Raw genomic sequence first — 22,860 nt, 5'->3', positions numbered from 1 at the left:
GCGGCCTCCCAGCGGACAAAAGTATACGTGGCATCACGGCAGCAGATGAATTGAGGGTAATGCTCCCGATGTGACAGAACCGACCGGTTGATATCACGGGTTACTTGACGCCCGATCAGTCTACCTCATCCTCACCTATCATTGCGGCGAGCTGTGCGAGCGCCTCGGATACAATCCGGCCCTGCTCGTGGATGCTTCGGATGATCTCTGGACGTGTCCCGTTTTTGTGCCGCCCCAGGTGCTCGTTTAGGCCACTTTCCGTTCGAAAGCGACCGGGCTTTTCCAGCCCAATGCTGAGTGCCGCCTTCGCGGATTGTAGAAGCCGTTGATGTATTCGAAGATTGCCAGCTCGGCGGCCCGTCGCGTTGGCCAGGACTGCCGCCAGATCAATTCAGCCTTGATGGTTTTGAAGAATGTTTCAACTGCGGCGTTGTCATAACAATTGCCTTTGCCGCTCATCGATACCTGGAACCCATGCTGGCGCAGGAGCTTCTGATAATCGTGAGAACAGTATTGGCTGCCGCGATCCGTGTGATGAAGGCATCCTTTGGGCGGTTGCCGCAGTGCCACGGCCATCTTCAATGCCCGGATTGCCAGATCACGCTTCATCCTGTTGCTGACCGCCCAGCCGATCACCCGGCGTGAATGTAGGTCAAGGATCACGGCGAGGTAGAGCCAGCCTTCGCGGGTCCAGACATAGCTGATGTCACCGACCCATTTCTGGTTGGGGCGATCTGCGCGGAAGTCCCGGTTCAACAGGTTGGGCGCAATATTGAAAGCGTGGTTGCTGTCGGTCGTCACCTTGTATCTCTTGGATCGTTCGATGCGGATGCCATTCTCGCGCATCAGCCGACCGACACGGCGGTGCCCAACATTCAGGCCCAGTTCTTTCAACTCTTCCGTCATTCTCGGCCGCCCATAGCTCCCCAGGCTGAGCCGGGATTGTTCCTTGATATGGGCCAGAACAACCATATCGCTTCTCTGCCTTTGGCTGGCAGGTCGGCTGCGATAGGCCCGCAGGCCGCGAGACCTGACATCCAAAACGGCACACATCCGATTGGCGCAAAAAATGTCACGATGTTCTTCGATGAACCTGAACCTCATGGCTTTTGGCTCGCGAAGAACTGCGCTGCCTTTTTTAAGATCTCCCTCTCCTCCTTGAGAATGCGGTTCTCCCGTCGAAGCCGTTCATTCTCACGGGCAAGATCAAGGTCCTTATCGGACACAACATCCGTGTCGCGATGCGCTAAAATCCACTTATTCAAAGTCGATAGGCCAACGCCCAAATCAGATGCCACCTGTTTGCGTGTCAGTCCACTCGTCAGCGCGATCCGCACCGCATCAGCGCGGAACTCGTCCGTTCGTTTCAATCCCATAGTTCGTCTCCTTTGTTGCAATAAATGCTATCAAAGGAGCGGCATCAAACCGCGACACGTCCAATCCCCACCAAGAGGCACGCTTGTTGTCACCTGGATATGCAATTGAGGACAACATTCTTGTATAATGCCACCGGTCGTAGCCGTGGCGTGTATGTTGTGGCGCTTCAGCTTCGTTTGATTGTTGAATACCCAGGTGGCCAAAGATCGCTTCTTCAGATCGTGTGCGATGAGGGCGATGTTTTTTTGCTTAGGTTTCAGAATGAGGCTTGTCCCCCAAGTTGGGAAGCGTGGCGCGCACGGGTCTCGATCTCAGCCCAGTCGCCTGACCTGAGCAAGCTGGTCGGCGCGATCCAGGAGCCACCGACACACATCACATTTCCCAACTCCAGGTAATGGGTCGCTTTTTCAGGGGTGATCCCCCCCGTCGGGCAGAACTTCACAAGTGGCAGCGGCCCACCGAATGACCGCAGCGCTGCCCGCCCGCCGCTCGCCTCTGCCGGAAAGAACTTTTGCGCGGTATAGCCCTTCTCAAGCAGGGTCATTACCTCGCTTGCGGTGGCAGCGCCGGGCAGCAATGGCAAACCCGTTTCTTCACAGGCGTCCAAAAGCCGATCTGTCGCGCCCGGGGACACACCGAAACTTGCACCCGCCTGCTTTGCTGCACGCACGTCTTCGGGCGTCCGCAACGTGCCTGCGCCGACAATCGCATTCGGGACCTTGGACATTTCGGAAATCGCGCTCAATGCGCAATCGGTGCGCAGGGTGACTTCCAGCACCCTGAGGCCCCCGGCTATCAAAGCCTGGGCCAACGGGGTTGCCTGCTCGATCTGCTCCACTTCCAAGACCGGAATGACCGGGCACAGCCGGCAGATCTCGATTATCCTGCTGCTTTTCAGATTTCGGGGGCTGTCCATGTCTCGCCTCGGCATTGTTCTTGCAAAGCCAGAACAGCTTCGCGATTTGGGATGGATTTTGCGGCGCCATGGCCCTGAACCGAGATGGCAGCCGCAGTGGCCGCATATGTGGCGGCATCGAACACAGAATGTTCGTTGATCAGCTGTGACAGGAAGGCACCGTCAAAGCAGTCGCCCGCGCCGGTCGCATCCACTGCATCGACGCGGGGACTGGGAATGAAACGCATATCACCTTCATTGGCCGCCAGAACGCCTCTGCCGCCCATTGTCAGCGCGATGATCGGGGCGCCGAGGTCAGCAAAGAACCGGACAATATCCACGGGTTCTTCCATGCCTGTCAGAACGCGTGCATCATCCAGTCCCGGAAGGAAGATGTCGACCTTCCTCACCGTATCCAGGATGACCTTTCTCGCTTCCTCCAACGGCCAGAGCTTGAGCCGCAGGTTAGGATCGTAAGAAACCCTGATGCCCTTCTTCATCGCAATCGCAATGGCTCTTTCGGTCGTTGCTCTGGCGGAAGGGCTGATCGCCTGTGATATGCCGGAAAGATGTACGATTGCGGCATTGCCAAAGGCTTCCTCCGAAAGATCTTCGGGACGAACCTGCGAGGCTGCGGAGCCCGAGCGTCGATACTCGAATTTGTGCTCACCCGCGTCGTGGGTAATGAAGTACATTCCCGTCTCGGCACCTGCCAGGGTTGGGACATAGGCGTCGTTGACGCCTTCGGCGGCCCAGAAGTTCCGGATCTCGGCCGCGAAATCATCGTCGCCCAACTGGGTCAGGATGGTCGACCGTGTTCCCTGGCGCGCGGCAGCGACGGCGACATTCGAAACATCGCCGCCAACGCCGGCGTTCCATTTGCCCGGGCCGACGTTGCTGAGTTCAAATAGGGGCTCACCCACACAAACAAGTTCTGCGTTAGACATTTCTCGTACTCAATGATTGTTGCGCAAGGTGTGTTTGCGGGCGATATCCTGGTGCTCAGTGGCCTCTTTCAGCACCATACCCTCCGAAAACTGTGTGACGGATTGCCGGAAGATGTCTTGCCATGGCGACTGGCTTTGCGGGACGGGAAAGCCGCCCGCGGCCTGCAGTCTTTCGCGGCGGCGCGCCATTTCTTCGTCTGAGAGGAGCACATTGACGGATCGTTTGCCCAGATCGACCCGAATGCGGTCACCTGTCTGAATCAGCGCAAGCCCCCCACCATCCGCCGCCTCGGGCGATGCGTTCAGGATCGAAGCCGATCCGGAGGTTCCCGATTGACGACCATCCCCGATGCACGGGAGCGCCGGTACACCTTGCTTGATCAGATAGCTGGGCGGGCGCATGTTCACGACCTCTGCACCGCCGGGATATCCCTTTGGCCCAGCTCCACGCATCACGAGAATGCAGTTCGCATCGAGCTTGAGCGCGGGGTCGTCAATCTTGGCGTGAAACTCCTCTGGACCGTCGAAAACGATTGCACGCCCCTCGAAGGCTTCAGGATCCTCCGGGTTGGACAAATACCTTTCGCGGAACGCAGCGTCGATGACAGAGGTTTTCATCAATGCGCTGTCAAACAGGTTCCCCTTCAGATTCAGGAAACCGGCGTTTCGCATCAAAGAGCGATCGATGGGCCTGATGACGTCGCTATTGGTTGCTTTGATCCCCGCATAGTTTTCTGCCAACGTCTTTCCATTGGCACCCTTGGCCATTGGGTGGGGTATCAGCTCCGCTTCCAGAAGCTCCGAAACCACAGCGGGAACGCCGCCAGCACGATAGAAATCTTCACCAAGGTAGGCGCCTGCGGGCTGCATGTTGACGAGCAGGGGAACGTCGAAACCAAGGCGCTCCCAGTCGTCGTTCGTCAGATGAATCCCCAGGTGGCGGGCAATGGCGTTCAAGTGGATAGGTGCGTTGGTCGATCCACCAATTGCAGAACCAAGAACAATCGCGTTTTCAAGGGCCTCGCGGGTCATGATGTCACTGGGCCGCAAGTCTTCGTGAACCATTTCCACGATCCGCAAGCCGGTTGCATATGCCATCTGCCCTCGTTCCCGGTAGGGTGCCGGAATGGCGGCGGCACCGGGCAACTGCATTCCCAGAACTTCCGCGAGGGAGTTCATGGTGGATGCGGTTCCCATCGTGTTACAATATCCCACGGACGGGGCGGACGCCGCTGCAATCTCCAGGAACCCCTTCGCATCGATTTCACCCGCAGCGAACTTTTGCCGGGCCATCCAGATGGCGGTGCCGGATCCGGCTCGTTCGCCTTCGTGCCATCCGTTCAGCATTGGCCCGACCGACAATGCGATCGCGGGAATGTTGACGGTCGCCGCCGCCATGAGCAGGGCCGGCGTGGTCTTGTCGCATCCGATGGTCAGAACGACACCGTCAATCGGATACCCGAAAAGCGTCTCGACCAAGCTCAGGTAGGCAAGGTTGCGATCCAGCATTGCGGTCGGTCGTTTGCCGGTCTCCTGGATGGGATGCACCGGGATCTCCAGTGCGATACCTCCGGCAGTTCGGATCGCCTCGCGTGTGCGCTGAGCAAGCGTCACGTGATGCCGGTTGCACGGAGAAAGATCGCTACCGGTCTGTGCGATTGCGATGATCGGACGCCCCGAGGTCAGTTCTTCTATGGTCAATCCATAGTTCAGATAGCGTTCCAGATAGAGCGCCGTCATCTCGGGATCTTCGAGATTGTTGAACCAGTCCTGCGACCGCAGTTTTTTCTTTTGAACGTCTGTCATTTACCACCTCCCGGTGACACCAGGGAAAGCAATCAGGATCGCCAGCGCCAGGACCTGCATGGCAATGAAAGGCAACAAGGACCGGAAGATTTCACCAAGCGAGATCCCCTCGGGCGCGACCGACTTCAGATAGAAGGCTGCCGGGCCAAAGGGTGGCGACAGGAAACTGACCTGCATGTTCATTGCAAACACAACTCCGAACCAGACGGGATCAAGGCCAAGTTCGCGAATAATCGGGACAAAGATCGGCATCGTCAGCAATGCGATCCCGACCCAATCGAGAAACATTCCCAGCACGAAGAGGATCAGCATCATGACAAGGACGATGACTGTCGGGTTCTCTGAAACTCCGATGATCAGCCCGGACACAAAGTTGATGCCCCCCATCAGGTTGAACACACCGACCAGAGCGGTTGCGCCGATACCTATCCAGACGATCATGCCGACGGTCGAAAGAGTCTGGAGTGAAGCCTCTTTCAGAAGTTCCCAGGTAAATTCCCCTCGAATGACAGCGGACAACGCGACCCCGAGAACGCCCATTGCCGAGGCTTCTGTAACTGATGCAATCCCGCCATAGATCGACCCCAGGACCATGAACACCACGAAGATCGGCAAGATAAGGCCCTTGAGTAGACGCAACTTCTCTTTCGTCGGGATTTCATCCGGTTCCGGGATCGGTGCGATATCAGGGTTTAGATATGCCCGGATCAGGACATAGGCGATATAGAACGAGGCCAGCATCAGGCCCGGCAGGAACGATGCCGTGAAAAGATCGCCGATGGAGACGCTCGCCGTGAGGCCATAGATGATCAGAACGATCGACGGCGGGATCATGGTCCCCAGCGCGCCCCCTGCGCAGCATACACCAATTGCAAGCCGTCGATCATATCCCAGCCGCAGCATCTGCGGCAAAGCCAGCAGACCCAACAGAACGACTTCTCCGCCGATGATCCCGGACATCGCGGCCAGGACGACGGCCACAAGAAGGGTTTGAATAGCCACGCCGCCGCGTAGCCGCCCTCCTACAACCCGCATCGCATCAAAAAGATCTTTAGCGATACCCGAGCGATCCAATATCGACGCCATAAGCACGAACATCGGGACAGAGACGAAAACGAAGCTGTTTACGAAACTGAAGATCCGCGATGTGATCAGTGGAACCGCCATCGGGCCGAACCAGCCCAAGGCAAAGATCAAAGCGACAAGCAGTGTCACGAAAGCAAGCGGCATCCCGGTCAACAAAAGCCCGAGCAGCATGATGAACATCGCGAATGTCGCCCACTCGATACCCATGGTTTTGAAGTCAGTGATCAGTGAAAGGAGATCCATGGCTCAGCCACCCCGCTTTCTGAAGTAGTTGAAAGCCAGCACCGCGAATTGCACGCAAAGCAGTATCAGCACGATGAAGAGAAAGATCTTGATCAACCCGGCGGTCGGCGGATCCCAAGCACTGCCCGTTGTTTCGATCCTGATGTGTCCTTCTGGGGTCCAGACGGCACGGGATACGCTTTGCCAGGACGCCCAGGCGAAGAACGCGCAGGAGAAACTGCATATGACCGAGATGACGACATCAAAGAGGCGGCGCATCTTGATGTTCAACAGGTCATAGACCAACACCACCCTGATATGTGCGTTTCGTGCGGCGACATACAGCCCACCGAAGACAAACGAGCTTGCGGTCAGGAAAATGACGGTCTCATGCGCCCAGATCGTCGCGCTATTGAAGACGTAGCGAAGTACAACTTCTACGTTGAGAATGGCTGCGGATGACAGAATCGCTATTCCGAACACGATCCCCAAGCGGTCGATGATTTTCCCCAAGGTACCGGCTTCAGGCGGCGCGCTCATTGGGCCCGCCCGCTCGTTCGTGAAATCATGGCTATCACTGGCCATCGTCATCCTCCCCCAAGTCAGAAAAAAAACGTCCCCGACGAACTCATCGAGGACGTTGCTCTCGGTGATCGCCGTTATTCCAGCAAGCCGTTGTCGCTGAGGTATTTGGTCAGCGTGCTATACACCCGCGCGGATGCATCGGAGGCACCGGCGGCGGCTTCCCACTCGCCTTTTGCAATTGCCCGGAAACGGGCACGCTCTTCAGCCGACCAATCATGAACCGTGACCCCGTCCGCAGCAGCCGCTGCAACCGCGACCGCGTCGCGCTCAGCAAGGGTGCTTACCTGCCGGCGGGCAAAATCGGATACGCTCTGCTCCAGTGTGGCCTGAATGTCGGCAGGAAGAGATCCCCACTTCGCTTTGTTCATGCTGACTTCGACAAGCGGCATCGAGTGGAAGCCCGGGTAGACCGGGTGCTTGGCGATGTCATGCATTCCCTGCTCGTGGTTGGTCGAGAACACGGTGTAATCGGCGGCGTCAATCACGCCCTTGTCCAGTGAGGTGAACACCTCGCTGCCGGGCAGGTTGACAGGCACAGCGCCGGCAGCCGCGAAGACACGCTGCACCATACCCTCCGGCGCGCGCATTTTGATGCCCTTAAGGTCATCCACACCATCCAGCGGCACCTTGGATACGAACGCCTCAAGCCCAGGTGTTGTGGCACCGATGAAGTGAAGCCCATAAGGTTCGACGAGCGAATTCATCAGCTCCTTGCCGCCTCCGTTCTCCATGAAGTCGAACATCTGTTGGGGGTCAGACCATGCACCGACAGGATTGGCGATGAGTCCAAAGGCAGGTTCTTTCCCCGCGAAGTAGGATGTATCGGTGAAATGGCCGTCGATGATGCCTGCGGCAACCGCGTCCTGCGTCTCTGTATGAGCGACGATGGTGTTGACCGGAAGGAGCTCGATCGCGACCTTGCCGCCGGTTCTTTCGCGAACATCCTCTGCCCAGGACTGTTGCAGGATGAAGTTCGCGTTGCCTGCCGGGTCCGAGGACTGAAAGCGGAAGCTGTACTCTTGGGCTGCGGCACTTCCTGCCAGAGCCGCGCCGAACACCGCGGTCGCAGTGAGTTGAGAAATAAATCTACGCATGGTTCCTCCCAGATTTGCACCAGCGGCTGACGGCCGCAAAATGGTTGCGCAATCATTTTGCTAATGGTTGCGCAACCATTTGTCAATTGTTGCATGTAAGAACTATTCTGCTACATTCCCAAGTCATGAGGAAAGCAGAGAAAAAAAATAGCGTTACGCTCGTGGATGTCGCCCGGGAAGCTGGTGTTAGCGCGATCACCGTATCGCGCGTCATTCGCACACCTCACGTCGTTTCCGAGAGGTCGAGGATGAAGGTAGAAGCAGCCGTTAAAAAGCTGGGTTACGTCCCCGATGCGGCCGCTTCAGCGCTTGCTTCAATTCGTACCGATGTAATCGGATTGTTGATCCCGTCCCTTACAAACAGCGTATTCTCTGAAGTTCTCCGCGGCATATACGACGAAGCAGAGAGCCACCCCTTCTCTATACAAATCGGTAACTTCCGGTATCGCCCCCTCACCGAAGAGATGCTCATCGGGAAGTTCCTTCGCCAGAAACCTGCCGGGCTTATCGTGGCGGGTCTGGACCAGACCGAGATCTCGAAGAGCATGCTGCGAGAAGCCGACTGCCCGGTCATCCAGATCATGGATTATGACGCTTCCGCAGAAGGAAATATGATCGGTTTTTCGCACTACGAAGCGGGTGCTGCAGCGGCGCGTCATCTGAGAGACCGGGGTTATCGGAGGATCGGTTTTCTTGGCGCACGGATGGATCCGCGAACGCAACGGCGCTTGGCCGGGTTCAATGACGCACTGAATGACACAGACGATTCGCAACGATCGAAGCGGGTGATTGTTACCTCCACCGCGTCATCAGTGACCCTAGGGGCAGAGTTGTTGCGCGAGCTTCTCGTGCGCGCCCCGGATTCTGACGCGATCTTCTGCAACAATGACGACCTGGCAATCGGCGCGCTTCTGGAAGCCCAGAGACGCGGGATCAAGATAACGGAAGAATTCGGTATCTGCGGCTTCAATGACCTTGAAATGAGCAAACAGATGAACCCCAGGCTGACGTCGATCGCGACACCTCGCTATGAGATCGGACGCCTAGCTATCAGCACCATCGTAGACGCTCTTTCCTCAGACAAAGCCAGAGATCCGACACGAATTGACCTTGGCTTCACGGTCGTCATGCGTGATTCGAGCGCGCGGAACGCGGTGAAGTGTTCCCAGAAAACTGGACAACGGGCTAAGGTGTATCCCAAACCTTTGAAGGGATACGAGAATGACGAAACGCCGGAAGTTTACGGACCAGTTCAAGGCGAAGGTGGCGCTGGAAGCGCTGCGTGGCGACAAGACGATCCAGGAGATCGCGGCGAAGCACCAGGTACATCCGAACCAGGTCAGCACGTGGAAACGCCAAGCGGTCGAGGGGATGGCTGATGTGTTTGCCCGTGGCGGCAAGCCAGAGGGGCCGACCGAGGTGGAGATCAAGGAACTCCATGCCAAGATCGGGAGGCTGGCCGTCGAGAACGATTTTTTGTCCGAAGGGCTGAAGCGGTGAGCCCGGAGAAGAAACGCGCGATGATCAAACGGGATCACCCTGAACTGAGCATCAGCCAGCAATGCAAGCTGGTCCGGCTCAGCCGGTCTGCGTTCTATTACACGCCTGTCGGCATCGATGCTGACACTCTGGCGATGATGAAAGAGATCGATCGGGTGTTCACCAGATACCCGTTCTTCGGGTCGCGCCAGATCGCGGCCTATCTGCGAAGAGAAGGCACGGTCGTCGGGCGGCACCGCGTCAGGCGGCTGATGGCCAAGATGGGCCTGGAAGCGATCTGCAAACGTCCCGGAACCAGCCAGCCGCATCCCCAGCATCCGGTCTATCCGTATCTGCTGAGAAAGATTCAGATCGACCGGTCGAACCAGGTCTGGTGCGCCGACATCACCTTTGTGCCAGTGCGCAACGGCTTCCTGTATCTGGTGGCGATCATGGATTGGGCGTCGCGTAAGGTTCTGAGCTGGCGGCTCTCGAACACGATGCACGCCGGCTTCTGCGTCGATGCCCTGAACGAGGCCATCGCCAAACACGGACCGCCCGAGATCATGAATACGGATCAAGGCAGTCAGTTCACCGGTTCGGCCTGGATCACGACGCTGACCGAGGCGGGTGCGCGCATCTCGATGGACGGTCGAGGCCGCTATCTCGACAACATCTTCATCGAACGGTTGTGGCGGTCATTGAAGCAGGAGGCGATCTATCTCGAGGAGATCAGCGACGGCTTCCAGGCCAGACGTGTCGTTAAGAATTGGATGGCATTTTACAACGCCGAGCGACCCCATTCCGCGCTTGATCGGCAAACGCCGGACGAAGCATATTGGTCCGGCTCGCAAGAGCAAAGAGCAGCGTGAAACCTAAAACCTATACACCTTAGCGAAGCTGCAAAACTGTCCGAAATACTGGGACCACTTCAGGGGGGTGACTATTGCATGCTGATAGGGGGTCAAATTTGAACGCCGGTTGACAGGTTCGACGCAAAGCATCCCGGCGCACCTACAATCGCCATGGGGATATCCGGGCTGATGCGGACAGAAGTCATGTCCTTCTCAACGCTCTCTCCCAAGCGGACGCCCGCATCGAACCGTTCGGCCACGGTATCGGTGAGCCCATAGTCGATAATGATTTCAACGCAGATATCCGGATGCTCGGGCAGAAGAGTTGCAAGCGCCGGGTTGAGGATGATCTTGCCGCATGGCCTTCCGAGCAACAAAGGCAAACGCAATCCAAGTGGCACGCGACCTTTAGCGGCCGGGCTGGCCGTTCAGGTCAGCTTTTGGATTCCCCCGGCCCCTGCTAGGCCAAGGCCTCGGCTTTGCACACCGCAGTTACCCCGTCACCAGATTTTCAGCGGTTGCAAGGGCGCATGTGAAGGTGAACGTGGACCCTTTCCCGAGCACGGACACCACCTCAATACCGCCCCCCATCAGATGCGCGAGACGGGAAGCGATCGCCAGACCCAGCCCGGTTCCGCCGAAATCCCGGGAAGTGGAACTGTTAACTTGAGAAAACGCAGTGAAGATCTTCTCGAGACTGTCTTCAGGAATGCCCACCCCGGTGTCTTTCACGGCGATCCGCAGCTTCGCCATACCGCCAGCAGCCCGGCCGGTGACTTTGACCGTTACCGATCCAGCCTCGGTGAATTTCAGTGCATTGCCGACAAGGTTTACAATGATCTGCCGGATCCGTCCTTCATCCCCCTGAATAGCCTTCGGCGCCCCGGGATCGTATTCCAGCCGCAGCGTCACCGGGCTTTCCGCCGGATTGGGGGCCAGCATACGGACCACCCCGCTCAGAAGCTCCTCCAGGTCAAGCGGCGCAGTCCGCAACTCCAGCTTCCCGGCCTCTACCTTGGAGAAATCGAGTATCCCGTTGATGATGTCCAGCAGCGCTTCGCCGGATTCAGAGATCGTCCTGGCATACAGCGCCTGCTCCTCGTCCAGGTTGGTTTCCTCCAGCAGCGCGGCCATGCCCAGCACCGCGTTCATCGGGGTCCTGATTTCATGGCTCATTGTCGCCAGAAACTCGGACTTTGCCTTGCTCCCCGCCTCAGCAGCCCGTGTCCTTTCCTTCACCTTATGCTCCAGCGAGTTCGCAAGCGCCTTCAGTTCAGTATTGCTGCGGTCTAGGTGATTCAACACCTCGGCGAAAGCATCTGCCAGGCGGCCGACTTCACCGTATCCGCACTCAGGGACTTCCCGCTTGGCACTGCCCAGGCGGATACTGGTGGCAAAGTCCGTCAGTTTCTTGATCGGCCGGGTTATCTGGTTGGCCATGATGACAGCGGCAATTGAGGCAAGACCGGCACAAACACCGGCCAGGAACAGGGTCAACCGGATATGCTTCATCCATTCGGCGTCAAGCCGCGCGGTCGAAAATTCCAGAACCACATACCCCAGCCGCCGGTCCGCAGTTGCCTGCACCGGGCCGGCAACCCGGATGACGCCGTCCTGCAGCCACGTGACCCATTCAGCGCGTTCCCTGGCCTGCCGCAGATAGGGTTCGTTGAACTCCCTTCCCCGCAGCGGGTTTTCATCGGTCCCATCGGTCAGAACACGCGTGCCCGCATCCAGGATCATCACCCGCAAGGCAATTTCGTCGGCCAGGACCGAGCTCACTTGCTGGCGCATCAGTTTGACATTCAGCTCATACAACGGTTCCAGAACAGCCTCGCCCAGGGTCTTTGCCAGCACCGTTGCATGGCGTTCGAACGCAGCAACTGATGCTTGGTGGGCCAAGGTTATCGAAATGGCCGAAACCGCCCCTGCAACCGCAAAGACGATCAGAACCGTGTAGACCACCAGTTTTGTCCTGAGGCCCGACATGCGAAACTCAATTACCGCCAATCAGGGCTGTTACCGGCTTCTCAAATTCTTCCAGCATGTCCAGCGTTTGATCCGGTATGGCATCGAATTTTGTGGTTCTTTCAAAATTTTCCAGAATCCCGCGGCCTTCATCATTTTGATCCATGCTGATAAGCACTGCCTGCACAGCCGCGGTGAACTCAGTGGATGCCCCATGAGACAAACTGACCACATGCCGCGGGATACTCTCCGTCTGGACAAGCACGTCAAGGCTGCCGAAATCATCTCCGGCACGTTTTTTCAGCCCGTTTAGCGACATGGCGCCGGCATCAACCAGCCCGCGCAGCACCCATTCGATGGTGTTTTCATCATCCCCGGAAAACACATAGCCCGTGGCCTCGGCGGGTCGCGCCGCCCTTGGGCCGCTCATCGCGGTGAGCTGAACACCTTGCGTTGCAATCGTGTGCCGCGGCAGGATGTAACCGCTGGAAGAGAAGGCCTCTTCAAAGGCGATGACCCTCCCCTTGAGATCTTCCAGCGACTGGATGCCGCTGTCCCGGCGGACAAAGACGACAGACCGGTATTCGGCGACACCCTTTTTCCATCTGCGCGCCACCAAACGGCTGCCGCATTTTGCCCTGACCGCGAGAGAGACAAGCGGGCTGTCAACAAAGATATCAACCTCACGATTGCTCAGCAGTTCCGCCATATGGGCAATGTTCCGGGCAATCCTGACCTCTCCCGCCGTAACCCCTTCATCCTGAAGTTGCGCTGCCACATATTCGGCAAAGGGCAAAAAAATGCGGGTTTCCTTGACCGTCTCGTCGCTGATTGTGCCGATGACGAGGCTGCGGGCACCGGCGGAATGACCGAACAGCAGGCTGAGGCAAAGGCAGGCTAAAGGGACTGCATTCATGAGGTTCACGAGGCTATTCCTCTCTTTTTCTGCAGACAGTGCGGTGCAAGGAACTTAATATCGCATGCTGCGCAGCCGGGAAGGCAAAGAATAAAATTCTCAATTTGTCTCACGGGAAAACCCAAGCACGGAGGTTACTTTGCACAGGCAAAGCATTCCTTAATTTTTTCTCACTGGGGGATTTTTCCAGCAACGCTGGCCGGAGAACAACGTCTTCCCGTCAGGGCGGGGCCGTCAGAGGTAGTTGGGAATACTGTGCCCTGACCGCTCCAGCAGCCAGCGGGCCACTCGCTTGGCTATGGGCCGGGTATTCTTTTGCAGCTGGGCGGCAGAGCCGTGCATCTTTCCCAGCAAGTATTTTCCCGGGAAAGCCTCGACCAATGCACCCTTCTGCAAGTACTCTGAGATGAATGGTTTGGCCGCAAGCGAAACTCCGGCCCCGGCGCGGGCCAGCCGTATCGCGGCAGCCAGGGAGTTGACCTCGACAACCCTTCCGTCGAGCGGGCCGGATATTCCTGTTGCTGCACACCGCTGGGGCCAGGCCATACGCGGGCCGGAACATTCAATCAGCACACACTGCCCCCATTTGCAGCCATGCTGTTCCAGATAGGCCGGGGTGCAAACTGCCGCCACAGTTTCCTGCACCAAGGGCACGAAGCTCGCGGCATCTCCCGACCCGTAAGGGGAATGTCATGACCGAACCATTGATCAAGATCGAAGACCTGAGCCTGGGTTTCACTGCCAGGGACGGGTGCCGGGCGCCGATCCTGCACAGGCTGTCGCTGGAGTTGGCGCCGGGCGAGACGCTCGGCAGCCTCGGCGAGAGCGGCTCTGGCAAGTCCACCGTGGCGCTGGCGTTGATGGCTATTTGAACCCGGCCTGTCGGTGTTCCGCGGTCGGGCGGTCTTTAACGGCCACGACATGTTTGCCCTGCCGGAGAAGCAGCGGGCGCGGTTGCGGGGGGCGTCGATTGCGCTGATCCCGCAGAGCGCGGACCAGGCGCTGACGCCGACGCTGAAGATTGGCCAGCAGACCGGTGAGGCGCTGCTGCAGGACGAGCCGACCACCGGGCTAGATGTAACCACCCAGGTGCATATCCTGGAGTTTCTGCGCAGCCTCGCCAAAGAGTTGGGCGTGGCGATGATCTATGTCAGCTACGACCTGGGCGTAATCGCCCGCGTCGTCGGCCGCGTGGCAGTGATGTATGCCGGGATGCTGGTCGAGGAAAGCACGACGCGCGACGTGCTGCGGACGCCCAATCATCCCTATACCCGCGGCCTGCTGGCCTCGATCCCGCGGCTGGGCGAGCCGGGCATTCCTGCCTCGTTGCACGGGGTGGCGCCCGCGGCCGGATCAGTTCCGACGGCCTGCGCCTTTGAGGACCGTTGCCCTCAAGTCCGGCCTTTCTGCAAGGATGGCATCCCCGCTCTGGAGCGCCGCGGCAGCCGTTAGGCGCGCTGCCCATATGCAGGCGCCCCGGCACCTGAGCACCCTCCGCCAGCCACAAGTGCAGGAGGCCCGCGCGCTGGAGCTGCAGGACGTCACCATCAGCTACCATAAACCCGGCCTTTTGGACCGCTGGCTCAGGACGCCCGGTCCTGTCCCCACCGTGGACCGCGCCAGCTTCGTTTTGAGAAAGGGCAAAACCCTTTTGGCTGGCCGGTGAACCCGGCTCCGGCAAGTCCGTCATTCCCGGACTGGTGGGCAACCGCAGGGGCGCGGTGACGCTGGACGGCAGCGAAAGTCTGAACGCGCCGGTTTCGGGCCGCAACCGCGAGACCCTGCGCAGGGTGCAGATGAACTTCCAGAACGCCGGCGCCTCACTCAACCCGCGTCAGAGCATAAGTGAGATCCTGATGGCGCCGCTGAAACGGCCTCAAGGGGGCAGAGGCGCAGGCGCGGGCCGAAGAGGTCTTGGAAGCGGTGCGCCTGCCCGCGCGCTTCGTGTCGCGCTTTCCTGGACAGTTGTCAGGCGGCGAGAAGCAGCAGGTAGGCGTTGCCCGCGCCTTTGCCGCCAATCCGGAAGTTACCCTTTGCGACAAGGCGACCAGCGCGCTGGATGTGTCGGTGCAGGCCGCAGCGCTGGCCAATGACATGAGCGAGAAAGGCCCGCCCGCAACCGGCTGCCCGTTCCAGCAGCGCTGTACAAGACGGATTGGACCGGTTTGCGAAACCAATGCGCCGCCCCCTCAGGCCCTCGAAGCATGCCATGTGATCCATTGCCACATACCGGCAGAGCATTTGCAAGAGGCTGGCGAATGCCAAGAGGCGGAGCTTGCCTGACCAGAACTGTCAAAACCCCGATTCACAAGCGTCATGGTTCTGATAACTTGACGCACTAAGCAGTCCAGCAAGCAGTTCAGCGGGGGTGTGCCAAATGAAATACCGCACGATCTTTCTGTCGGATATTCATCTTGGCACACCGGGCTGCCAGGCAGAGCTGCTGCTGGATTTCCTGAACACGTATGAAGCCGAGAGCTACTATCTTGTTGGCGACATCATCGATGCCTGGCGGATCAAGCGCAAAGGCTTCCTGTGGCCGCAAGCCCATAACGATGTTGTTCAAACGCTGCTGGCTAAGGCGCACGACGGTGCCAGCATCTATCTGATCCCAGGCAACCACGACGAATTCCTGCGCTCTTACTTGGGCACCCATTTCGGCGGTATCGAGGTGCTGAGCAAGGCCGATTTCACCGCCAGCGATGGCAAGCGCTACCTGGTAACTCATGGCGACCAGTTCGACTCGGTCGTGATGCACGCCAAATGGCTCGCCCATCTGGGGGATCGGGCCTATGATTTCATGCTGTGGCTCAACACCCGTCTGAACCGCGCGCGCAGCCTGTGGGGCGGACAATACTGGTCGCTGTCCAAATGGGCCAAGCAGCAGGTCAAGCAAGCGGTCAACTTCATCAGCGAATACGAAAAGGTGCTGACGGCAGAGGCACGCCGCGGCGGCTATGACGGCGTGATCTGCGGCCATGTCCACAGCGCCGCGGTCCGCGACATGAACGGTATCACCTATGTCAATACCGGCGACTGGGTGGAGAGCTGCACAGCGGTCGTGGAATTGGAGAGCGGCCGGCTCGCCTTGATCGATTGGGAACGTTCCGCCCGCGAGGCCCGCCACCGTGTCCGCACGCGGCGCGCCCGTACCCGCCAGAAACAACTCGAAAACGTATGACGAAGGCAATAAGCGATGAGTAGCACAGCGCAGGCACAGCTAGAGGCTGCCGTTCTGCAGCAAGGCGATGCCGCGACCGGCCGGCTGGAACGCCTGTTTTCCCGTCTGTTTCTGGGGCTAGTCTACCCGCAAATCTGGGAAGACCCTGTTGTGGACATGCAGGCGCTGGAAATCGCGCCGGGCGACAACCTCGTCTGCATCGCCTCGGGCAGCTGCAATGTGCTGTCCTACCTGACCGCGGGCCCGGCCTCAGTGACAGCAGTCGACCTGTCGCCTGCCCATGTGGCGCTGGGGCGGCTGAAGCTGGCCGCAGTGCAAACCCTGCCGGACTATGCCGCTTTCTACCAGTTCTTCGGCCATGCAGGCATGGCCGGAAATGCGGTACTGTATGACCGTTATGTCCGGACCGGCCTGGACGGCGGCACCCGCGCTTTCTGGGACAGCAGGCAGCCATTCCGCCGCCGGATCTCGCTGTTCGGCAAAGGTTTCTACCGCTACGGCCTGCTGGGCCGGTTTCTGGGGGCGGTGCATCTGATTGCCCGGCTGGGGCGGGTGGATTTCGCACCACTGCTGGCAGCCCGCAGCCTGGCAGAGCAAACTGCATTCTTCGACACCCGCATCGCCCCGCTGTTCGACATGTGGCTGGTGCGGAAACTGGCAGGTTTTCGGGCGTCGCTGTTCGGCTTGGGCATCCCGCCCGCACAATACGACAAGCTGGCGGCAGACGGCGATGGGGAGGTGCTGCCGGTGCTGCGCGAGCGGGTTCGCAAGCTGATGTGCGATTTCCCCATCCAGAACAACTATTTCGCTTGGCAAGCCTTTGCCCGTTGCTACGACCCGGCACCTGACGGTTCTCTGCCGCCCTATCTGCAGCAGCGGAACTTCGCAGCGCTCCGGAACAATGCAGGCCGGGGCTGGATCGAGAACCGCTCGCTGACCGGTCTGCTTGCAGATCAGGCGGACGGCTCGAAGCATGGCTATGTGCTGCTGGATGCGCAGGACTGGATGAACGACGAACAGCTGAATGCGCTGTGGCGGGAAATTACTCGCACCGCAGCCCCCGGCGCGCGCGTGATTTTCCGCACCGGCGGCACCGATGATATTCTGCCGGGCCGCGTGCGGCCGGAAATTCTGGCCCTCTGGGCCTATGACGCAGAAATGTCTGCCCGCGGCACCGCGCAAGACCGCTCCGCCATCTACGGCGGCTTTCACCTTTACCGCTTCCAAGGTTAAGACCGATGCTTGACAATGCCTCCAGCACCCACGCCGTCCTGATGGACCAGACCTACCGGCACCAGCGGCTGATCTATGACCTGACCCGCAAGTACTATCTGCTCGGCCGTGACCGGCTGATTGACGGGCTTGCCCCGAAAGAAGGCTCGCATGTACTTGAAGTTGCCTGCGGCACTGGCCGCAATCTGAAAATGGCATCACGCAAGTATCCGCACTCCGCGTTCTACGGTCTGGATATCTCCACTGAAATGCTGACCTCGGCCCGGCACAAAGTCGGAGACTATGTGCAGCTTGCCCAGGCCGACGCCTGCAGATTTGATGGAGCCCGGCTTTTCCGGCGCAGCAAGTTCGACCGGATTTTCATTTCTTACGGCCTCTCGATGATCCCGGACTGGCAGGCCGCCTTGCGCATGTCCTGCGCGCATCTGGCTCCCGGCGGTCAGCTTCATGTTTTGGATTTTTCGGATCAGGCGGGCTGGCCGCGCTGGTTCGGTAACGGGCTGAACCACTGGCTGGCCAATTTTCATGTCACCCCCCGGCTAGACCTCTGCAGCGCTCTCGAAACAGTCGCTGTGGAATCCGGGGGCCATGCGCAATGCAGTCAACTGTACCGGGGCTATTCGCAATACAGCCTTGTGCGTATGCCTGGCTAAGTTGGCCAAGTAATGCGCACTAGGTCAAACGATGCAGATCATCCTAGAGTCAGGACTTCGGTAACGGGGTCGCCCCAGTCAAGCGGTTTTGCGCAGTCAAATTGATCCGCCAAGGCGGCTCGCGTGGATCGGGTATACCTGTCTCTGCTTTCTGGCTGCCTTCAACTGAGGTCCTTCGGGTGCATGCTTCGGTTCGTCGTCAGCGCGGCGGCTGCCAACATGATGCTGGTTCGATGCAGTCGCTGACTTGCCCGGCCGTAACGAACAGGTTCAGCGGGCGTCCTTGGCTGTCGCAGATGGCGTGCAGCTTGGTGTTCATGCTGCCCTTGGTTCGGCCAATCAGGCGGCTACGCCGCCCTTTTTGACGCCCAAACTGGTCGCTGTGCGGTGTGCCTTCAGATAGGTCGCGTCGGTCATCACAGTCTTCTCCTCTCCGCGTCCGGCGGCCAGACCGGCCATCATCCGGGCGAAGATACCCTCGTCGCTGCACCGTCTCCGAAGGTTGTACATCGTCGTGTGCGGACCATCGGCAGCCGGAGCATCGTCGGTCATCAACGCGTGGCTTGCCGTGGGACTTAGGGCAGTAGGGTTCAAGACGCGCCATCTGCGTGTCGCTCAGCCCGAAAAGATCAGACATGTCACCGCTCGTTTTTCGAGCCGTGAATCACGTGGGAATCCGGAAATCGATGGGTCCTCGCCCTTATGCTGTGCGATGAGCGGGACACGGGTTTGCGGACGTCTCGCATGGATTTTTTTCGTTTGGATCATTGGCCAGCCAGCGCGGCGGTCCATATTGAAGAGTGCCGTCAAGGAGAGCACGATGAGCGAGACGATAAAGGTCAACGGACATGTCTTCCCAATGCCCGCCGATGCGCGGGTCTCGCTTCTGGATTTCCTCAGACTGCATGTTGGACTCACCGGAACCAAGAAAGGCTGCGATCATGGCCAGTGCGGGGCCTGCACCGTGCTGGTGGACGGTGTCCGGATCAACAGCTGCCTGACGCTGGCCGTGATGCATAGCGGTCAGGAGGTGACGACGATCGAAGGGCTGGGCACGCCCGACGCGCCCTCGGACCTGCAAAAGGCCTTTCTGGAGCATGACGGTTTTCAGTGCGGCTACTGCACGCCGGGCCAGATCTGCTCGGCGACCGCGCTGCTGGAGGAGATCCGGGCCGGATGGCCCAGCGACGCGAGCGACGACCTCACCGCGCCCTCCCTCTCCGACGAAGAGATCCGCGAGCGGATGAGCGGCAACCTCTGCCGTTGCGGCGCCTACGCCAACATCCTCGCGGCGATCCGCCAGGTCGCGGAGGCCGGGGCATGAGACCATTTGATTACATCAAGGCCGCCGACACTGCGGATGCCGCAGAGCGGATCTCGCCCGCCGGCGCGTGGGCCATTGCCGGCAGGACCAACTTGCTCGACCTGATGAAGCTCCAGGTCGAAACACCCGAGGTTCTGGTCGATCTCGGCCGGCTCGACATGGCGTCCATCGCGGAAGACGGGGCGGGCCTGCGCATCGGTGCCCTCGTCACAAATACCGCCACGGCCAACCACGCCCGCGTCCGCGCTGATTATCCGCTCCTCGCCCGGGCGATCCTGGCGGGGGCCACCCAGCAGCTCCGCAACAAGGCAACGACGGGCGGCAACCTCTGCCAGCGAACCCGCTGCACATATTTCACCAATATCGACCAGCCCTGCAACAAGCGCGTGCCCGGATCGGGCTGCGGCGCGATCGGCGGAGTGGCGCGACTGCACGCGATCCTTGGCACGAGCGAGCAGTGCATCGCCACCTATCCCGGCGACATGGCCGTGGCGATGGCAGCTCTCGATGCACAGGTTCATCTGCAGGGCGGAGCGGCAGGCGAGCGGACGGTCCCGGTCCGCGACTTCCACACTCTGCCCGGCGAGACGCCTTGGCAGGAGAACGTGTTGCAGGCCGGTGAGATCATCACCGCCGTCACGCTGCCGCCCCCCGTGACGGGCCGGCAGATCTACCGCAAGGTGCGCGAGCGGTCGTCCTATGCCTTCGCCCTGGTCTCGGTTGCCGCCATCGTGGCTATGGAGGGCGGTCGGATCGCCCGGGCCGATCTCGCCTTCGGCGGGCTCGCGCACAAGCCCTGGCACGATCCGCGTCTCTCGGACCTGCTGGTCGGAGAGATGCCAACGCCCGCGCTCTTCGACACGGCCGCGCACGTGCTGCTCGACGGGGCGGACGCGCGCGGCGGCAGCGACTTCAAGATACCTCTCGCGCGGCGGACCCTGGCCGCCGTCCTCACCGAGGCAACAGAGGACCGGACATGACCGCGCATCTGAAGCAGGACGGACCCGTCGAGGGGGCCGCGCTCGATGGCATGAAGCAGGGATTGCTTGGCCGGCCCGTCCCCCGGATCGAGGGCCTGGCCAAGGTCACGGGCACCGCGACCTATGCCGCCGAATATGATGTGGCCGATCCCGCCGAAGGCGTTTTCGTCACTGCGACGATCTCCAAGGGCGTCGTGAGATCCATCGACAGCGCGGCGGCGCGTGCCATGCCCGGCGTGCTTGCCGTTATCGACGACGCGCGGATGACCACACGCGCCGCCCAGGGAACAGCCGGGGAAGCGCCCCAGCAGGCGCCGCAGCGCGTCTCCTACTGGGGCCAACCCGTCGCGCTTGTCGTGGCCGAGACCTTCGAGCAGGCGCGCGACGCAGCGAAGCATCTCGTCATCGAGTACGACGAGGAGCCCGGCGCGGCCCTCGACCCCGCCACCGCCACGCCCGAACCCCAAGAGGACGAGGCCGTCAACATGGGCGACCTCGACGCGGCGATGCAGGCGGCGGCCTACAGCGTGGACCTCACCATCGAGACCGAGGGCCATGCCTCCGCCGCGATGGAACCCCATGCCGCCATCGCCGCGTGGGAAGGGGACAAGCTGACCGTCCATGCCTCGTTGCAGATGCTGAACTACAATATCTCCGAGCTGGCGGACGCGCTGGGCATCGAGGAGGAGAACATCCGGCTTGTTGCCCCCTATGTCGGCGGCGGTTTCGGCTCGAAGCTCGGGATCAGCGAGGACGTCGTCGCCGCCGCCCTCGCCGCGCGCGAGCTGAGCCGGCCGGTGCGCGTCGTGATGTCCCGCCAGCAGGTCTTTCAGTGCGTCATGCGCCGCTCCGAAACCTGGCAACGGCTGCGCCTCGCCTGCGACGGGGACGGCGTGCTGACTGGGTTCGGCCACCAGGCGCGCGTCTCGAACCTGCCGGGAGAGACCTTCACCGAACCGGTTCTGCAATCCTCGCACTTCCTCTACGCGGCGCCGAACCGCTCGCTGTCGATGGACCTTGTCCGCATTCACCGGATGACCGCCGGATCGGTCCGCGCTCCGGGAGAGGCCGTGGGGATGCCCGCGCTTGAGATGGCGATGGACGAGCTGGCCGAGAAGGCGGGGATCGACCCTGTCGCCTTCCGTCTGCGCAACATCCCCGACCGCGACCCCGAAGCGGATCTGCCCTTCACCTCGCACGGCCTTGCCGACTGCCTGAGGAAGGGGGCCAAGGCCTTTGGCTGGGACAACGGCCCCCGCAAGCCCCGGCAGCGCCGCGAGGGGGATTGGTGGATCGGCACCGGCATGGCCAGCGCCGCCCGCGTCCACAACGCGAGCGAGGCCAAGGCCCGGGTGCGGCTGACCGCCGAGGGCCGGGCGGTGGTCGAGACCGACATGACCGATCTCGGCACCGGCACCTACACGATCTGCGCCCAGATCGCGGGCGAGATGCTGGGCCTGCCGCTGGATCGGGTCACGGTGGCACTCGGCGACACCGACCATCCGCGCGGGCCGGGATCGGGCGGCAGCTGGGGCGCGGCCTCCATCGGGTCGGCGGTCTACCTTGCCTGCAAGGCGTTGCGCGAAGATCTGGCCCGCCGTGCCAATACCGACGAAGCGGGCCTTGTAATGAAGGACGGCGCCGTGGAGGGCGGCCGGTGCATAGCCGACCTCTTGGGCGGTGAGACGCTGGAAGAGCTCGGCCATTACGAGCCCGGCGACAACGAGGACGACTTCACCGCCTCGGGCTTCGGCGCCTTTTTCGCCGAGGTTCGGGTGAACCACTGGACGGGCGAGGCCCGGGTGGACCGGATGCTCGGCGCCTTCGGCTTCGGGCGCGTCCTCAACGAGAAGACCGCGCGCTCGCAGTGCCTGGGCGGCATCACCTGGAGCATCGGCACCGCGCTGACCGAGGCACTGCATTTCGACCCCCGGGACGGGCATCTCGCGAACCCCGACCTCGCCGAGTACCACGTTCCCGTCCACCGCGACGTGCGCGAGGTCGAGGTGCTCATGCTGGAGGAGCGCGACCCGCTGGCGAGCGCCATCCAGGCCAAGGGGATCGGCGAACTCGGTATGTGCGGCGGCGCGGGCGCTATCGCGAACGCGGTCTACAACGCCTGCGGCGCGCGGCTTCACCAGCTGCCGATGACGCCCGACCGCATCCTCGCAGGTCTTCCAGCATAAGGGACGAGACGTGTCTGCTCGATCCCGGCCACTCCGCGCTCGCCGCCGGCAGTCAGCCGGTAACGGCGCTTTGC

The 22,860-nt window shown here is 60.6% G+C and carries 22 protein-coding genes and 1 pseudogene; 11 read left to right on the top strand and 12 right to left on the bottom strand.

Annotated elements, in window-relative coordinates; genetic code table 11:
• Positions 1-246 precede the first annotated feature (246 nt).
• The 7 genes from DAEP_RS0113665 to DAEP_RS0113630 all read right to left on the bottom strand — a co-directional run bounded on the left by DAEP_RS0113665 (position 247) and on the right by DAEP_RS0113630 (position 8,012).
• A protein-coding gene (locus DAEP_RS0113665; protein WP_154665063.1) for an IS3 family transposase occupies positions 247-1,376 on the bottom strand; the annotation gives its coding sequence in 2 pieces (ribosomal slippage) (positions 247-1,130 and positions 1,130-1,376; 1,131 coding nt in all).
• A 257-nt stretch (positions 1,377-1,633) separates the two neighbouring features.
• Entirely contained in the window at positions 1,634-2,293 is a 660-nt protein-coding gene (locus tag DAEP_RS0113655) for a bifunctional 4-hydroxy-2-oxoglutarate aldolase/2-dehydro-3-deoxy-phosphogluconate aldolase (RefSeq protein WP_027245030.1), read from the bottom strand.
• Entirely contained in the window at positions 2,272-3,219 is a 948-nt protein-coding gene (locus tag DAEP_RS0113650) for a sugar kinase (RefSeq protein ID WP_027245029.1), read from the bottom strand. The genes DAEP_RS0113655 and DAEP_RS0113650 overlap by 22 nt, the downstream gene beginning before the upstream one ends.
• A 9-nt stretch (positions 3,220-3,228) precedes the next feature.
• The gene (locus DAEP_RS0113645) at positions 3,229-5,025 is read right to left on the bottom strand and encodes an IlvD/Edd family dehydratase (RefSeq protein ID WP_027245028.1); all 1,797 of its coding nucleotides are present in this window, start codon (positions 5,023-5,025) and stop codon (positions 3,229-3,231) included.
• Positions 5,026-6,354, bottom strand: a complete 1,329-nt coding sequence (locus tag DAEP_RS0113640) for a TRAP transporter large permease (RefSeq protein WP_027245027.1) — start codon at positions 6,352-6,354, stop codon at positions 5,026-5,028.
• 3 nt (positions 6,355-6,357) lie between these two features.
• Positions 6,358-6,918 carry a TRAP transporter small permease subunit gene (locus DAEP_RS0113635; protein WP_208855451.1) on the bottom strand — a complete coding sequence of 187 codons (561 nt, stop codon included), beginning with the start codon at positions 6,916-6,918 and terminating at the stop codon, positions 6,358-6,360.
• A gap of 74 nt (positions 6,919-6,992) precedes the next feature.
• Positions 6,993-8,012, bottom strand: coding sequence for a TRAP transporter substrate-binding protein (locus DAEP_RS0113630; protein ID WP_027245025.1), 1,020 nt, complete (start codon positions 8,010-8,012; stop codon positions 6,993-6,995).
• 125 nt (positions 8,013-8,137) lie between these two features.
• Here DAEP_RS0113630 and gntR point away from each other — a divergent pair, with 125 nt between their 5' ends.
• Together gntR and DAEP_RS0113615 are read left to right on the top strand one after the other, a co-directional pair.
• Positions 8,138-9,391 carry an HTH-type transcriptional regulator GntR gene (gene gntR / locus DAEP_RS23625; RefSeq protein ID WP_245595095.1) on the top strand — a complete coding sequence of 418 codons (1,254 nt, stop codon included), beginning with the start codon at positions 8,138-8,140 and terminating at the stop codon, positions 9,389-9,391.
• Positions 9,276-10,363 (top strand): IS3 family transposase gene (locus tag DAEP_RS0113615; RefSeq protein WP_425411769.1). Its coding sequence is split into 2 segments (ribosomal slippage): positions 9,276-9,507 and positions 9,507-10,363, totalling 1,089 coding nucleotides; the frame shifts between segments, so codons are not numbered across the junction. The genes gntR and DAEP_RS0113615 overlap by 116 nt, the downstream gene beginning before the upstream one ends.
• A 92-nt stretch (positions 10,364-10,455) precedes the next feature.
• Here DAEP_RS0113615 and DAEP_RS0113610 read toward each other — a convergent pair.
• The 4 genes from DAEP_RS0113610 to DAEP_RS0113595 all read right to left on the bottom strand — a co-directional run bounded on the left by DAEP_RS0113610 (position 10,456) and on the right by DAEP_RS0113595 (position 13,874).
• The gene (locus tag DAEP_RS0113610) at positions 10,456-10,746 is read right to left on the bottom strand and encodes a type 2 periplasmic-binding domain-containing protein (protein WP_084204435.1); all 291 of its coding nucleotides are present in this window, start codon (positions 10,744-10,746) and stop codon (positions 10,456-10,458) included.
• A 91-nt stretch (positions 10,747-10,837) separates the two neighbouring features.
• The gene (locus DAEP_RS23365) at positions 10,838-12,355 is read right to left on the bottom strand and encodes a hybrid sensor histidine kinase/response regulator (RefSeq protein WP_154665061.1); all 1,518 of its coding nucleotides are present in this window, start codon (positions 12,353-12,355) and stop codon (positions 10,838-10,840) included.
• Positions 12,342-13,229, bottom strand: a complete 888-nt coding sequence (locus DAEP_RS0113600) for a phosphate/phosphite/phosphonate ABC transporter substrate-binding protein (RefSeq protein WP_027245020.1) — start codon at positions 13,227-13,229, stop codon at positions 12,342-12,344. The genes DAEP_RS23365 and DAEP_RS0113600 overlap by 14 nt, the downstream gene beginning before the upstream one ends.
• Positions 13,230-13,463: 234 nt before the next feature.
• Positions 13,464-13,874, bottom strand: a complete 411-nt coding sequence (locus tag DAEP_RS0113595; protein ID WP_245595137.1) for a LysR substrate-binding domain-containing protein — start codon at positions 13,872-13,874, stop codon at positions 13,464-13,466.
• A gap of 47 nt (positions 13,875-13,921) precedes the next feature.
• Between DAEP_RS0113595 and DAEP_RS0113590 the strand changes: the two genes are divergently transcribed.
• From DAEP_RS0113590 to DAEP_RS0113560, 6 genes are all read left to right on the top strand, one after another.
• A complete protein-coding gene (locus tag DAEP_RS0113590; RefSeq protein ID WP_027245018.1) occupies positions 13,922-14,101 on the top strand; it encodes an ATP-binding cassette domain-containing protein in 180 nt (59 codons plus the stop codon).
• Positions 14,102-14,150: 49 nt separating this feature from the next.
• On the top strand, positions 14,151-14,681 hold the full coding sequence (locus tag DAEP_RS22760; RefSeq protein ID WP_027245017.1) for an oligopeptide/dipeptide ABC transporter ATP-binding protein: 531 nt from the start codon (positions 14,151-14,153) through the stop codon (positions 14,679-14,681).
• Between the two features lie 492 nt (positions 14,682-15,173).
• Positions 15,174-15,512, top strand: a complete 339-nt coding sequence (locus tag DAEP_RS23355) for an ATP-binding cassette domain-containing protein (RefSeq protein ID WP_245595093.1) — start codon at positions 15,174-15,176, stop codon at positions 15,510-15,512.
• Between the two features lie 94 nt (positions 15,513-15,606).
• Positions 15,607-16,410, top strand: coding sequence for a UDP-2,3-diacylglucosamine diphosphatase (locus DAEP_RS0113570; RefSeq protein ID WP_027245014.1), 804 nt, complete (start codon positions 15,607-15,609; stop codon positions 16,408-16,410).
• Positions 16,411-16,425: 15 nt separating this feature from the next.
• Complete coding sequence (locus tag DAEP_RS0113565) at positions 16,426-17,643, top strand: BtaA family protein (protein ID WP_027245013.1); 1,218 nt, start codon at positions 16,426-16,428, stop codon at positions 17,641-17,643.
• A gap of 41 nt (positions 17,644-17,684) precedes the next feature.
• Positions 17,685-18,296 (top strand): class I SAM-dependent methyltransferase, encoded by a 612-nt coding sequence (locus tag DAEP_RS0113560; RefSeq protein ID WP_208855450.1) that lies wholly within the window; start codon positions 17,685-17,687, stop codon positions 18,294-18,296.
• A 238-nt stretch (positions 18,297-18,534) separates the two neighbouring features.
• Here DAEP_RS0113560 and DAEP_RS22750 read toward each other — a convergent pair.
• A pseudogene (locus tag DAEP_RS22750) lies at positions 18,535-18,933 on the bottom strand (transposase family protein); the annotation flags it as partial.
• Between the two features lie 183 nt (positions 18,934-19,116).
• Here DAEP_RS22750 and DAEP_RS22745 point away from each other — a divergent pair.
• The 3 genes from DAEP_RS22745 to DAEP_RS0113540 are packed head-to-tail and all read left to right on the top strand — an operon-like array spanning position 19,117 to position 22,786.
• Entirely contained in the window at positions 19,117-19,620 is a 504-nt protein-coding gene (locus DAEP_RS22745) for a 2Fe-2S iron-sulfur cluster-binding protein (RefSeq protein WP_084204432.1), read from the top strand.
• Complete coding sequence (locus DAEP_RS0113545; protein ID WP_027245011.1) at positions 19,617-20,600, top strand: FAD binding domain-containing protein; 984 nt, start codon at positions 19,617-19,619, stop codon at positions 20,598-20,600. The genes DAEP_RS22745 and DAEP_RS0113545 overlap by 4 nt, the downstream gene beginning before the upstream one ends.
• Complete coding sequence (locus DAEP_RS0113540) at positions 20,597-22,786, top strand: xanthine dehydrogenase family protein molybdopterin-binding subunit (RefSeq protein ID WP_027245010.1); 2,190 nt, start codon at positions 20,597-20,599, stop codon at positions 22,784-22,786. Before DAEP_RS0113545 ends, DAEP_RS0113540 begins: the two co-directional genes overlap by 4 nt.
• The last annotated feature ends 74 nt before the right edge of the window (positions 22,787-22,860 follow it).

The sequence above is a fragment of the Leisingera daeponensis DSM 23529 genome (genome assembly GCF_000473145.1).
Taxonomy (GTDB): domain Bacteria; phylum Pseudomonadota; class Alphaproteobacteria; order Rhodobacterales; family Rhodobacteraceae; genus Leisingera; species Leisingera daeponensis.
This window is presented reverse-complemented; position numbering and strand designations above follow the sequence as displayed.

Excerpts from the sequence above, each read along its gene's own strand:
- DAEP_RS0113655 (WP_027245030.1), bottom strand. The coding sequence starts at position 2,293 with ATGGACAGCCCCCGAAATCTGAAAAGCAGCAGGATAATCGAGATCTGC.
- DAEP_RS0113650 (WP_027245029.1), bottom strand. The coding sequence starts at position 3,219 with ATGTCTAACGCAGAACTTGTTTGTGTGGGTGAGCCCCTATTTGAACTC.
- DAEP_RS0113645 (WP_027245028.1), bottom strand. The coding sequence starts at position 5,025 with ATGACAGACGTTCAAAAGAAAAAACTGCGGTCGCAGGACTGGTTCAAC.
- DAEP_RS0113640 (WP_027245027.1), bottom strand. The coding sequence starts at position 6,354 with ATGGATCTCCTTTCACTGATCACTGACTTCAAAACCATGGGTATCGAG.
- DAEP_RS0113635 (WP_208855451.1), bottom strand. The coding sequence starts at position 6,918 with ATGGCCAGTGATAGCCATGATTTCACGAACGAGCGGGCGGGCCCAATG.
- DAEP_RS0113630 (WP_027245025.1), bottom strand. The coding sequence starts at position 8,012 with ATGCGTAGATTTATTTCTCAACTCACTGCGACCGCGGTGTTCGGCGCG.
- gntR (WP_245595095.1), top strand. The coding sequence starts at position 8,138 with ATGAGGAAAGCAGAGAAAAAAAATAGCGTTACGCTCGTGGATGTCGCC.
- DAEP_RS0113600 (WP_027245020.1), bottom strand. The coding sequence starts at position 13,229 with ATGAATGCAGTCCCTTTAGCCTGCCTTTGCCTCAGCCTGCTGTTCGGT.
- DAEP_RS0113590 (WP_027245018.1), top strand. The coding sequence starts at position 13,922 with ATGACCGAACCATTGATCAAGATCGAAGACCTGAGCCTGGGTTTCACT.
- DAEP_RS22760 (WP_027245017.1), top strand. The coding sequence starts at position 14,151 with ATGTTTGCCCTGCCGGAGAAGCAGCGGGCGCGGTTGCGGGGGGCGTCG.
- DAEP_RS0113570 (WP_027245014.1), top strand. The coding sequence starts at position 15,607 with ATGAAATACCGCACGATCTTTCTGTCGGATATTCATCTTGGCACACCG.
- DAEP_RS0113565 (WP_027245013.1), top strand. The coding sequence starts at position 16,426 with ATGAGTAGCACAGCGCAGGCACAGCTAGAGGCTGCCGTTCTGCAGCAA.
- DAEP_RS0113560 (WP_208855450.1), top strand. The coding sequence starts at position 17,685 with ATGGACCAGACCTACCGGCACCAGCGGCTGATCTATGACCTGACCCGC.
- DAEP_RS22745 (WP_084204432.1), top strand. The coding sequence starts at position 19,117 with ATGAGCGAGACGATAAAGGTCAACGGACATGTCTTCCCAATGCCCGCC.
- DAEP_RS0113545 (WP_027245011.1), top strand. The coding sequence starts at position 19,617 with ATGAGACCATTTGATTACATCAAGGCCGCCGACACTGCGGATGCCGCA.
- DAEP_RS0113540 (WP_027245010.1), top strand. The coding sequence starts at position 20,597 with ATGACCGCGCATCTGAAGCAGGACGGACCCGTCGAGGGGGCCGCGCTC.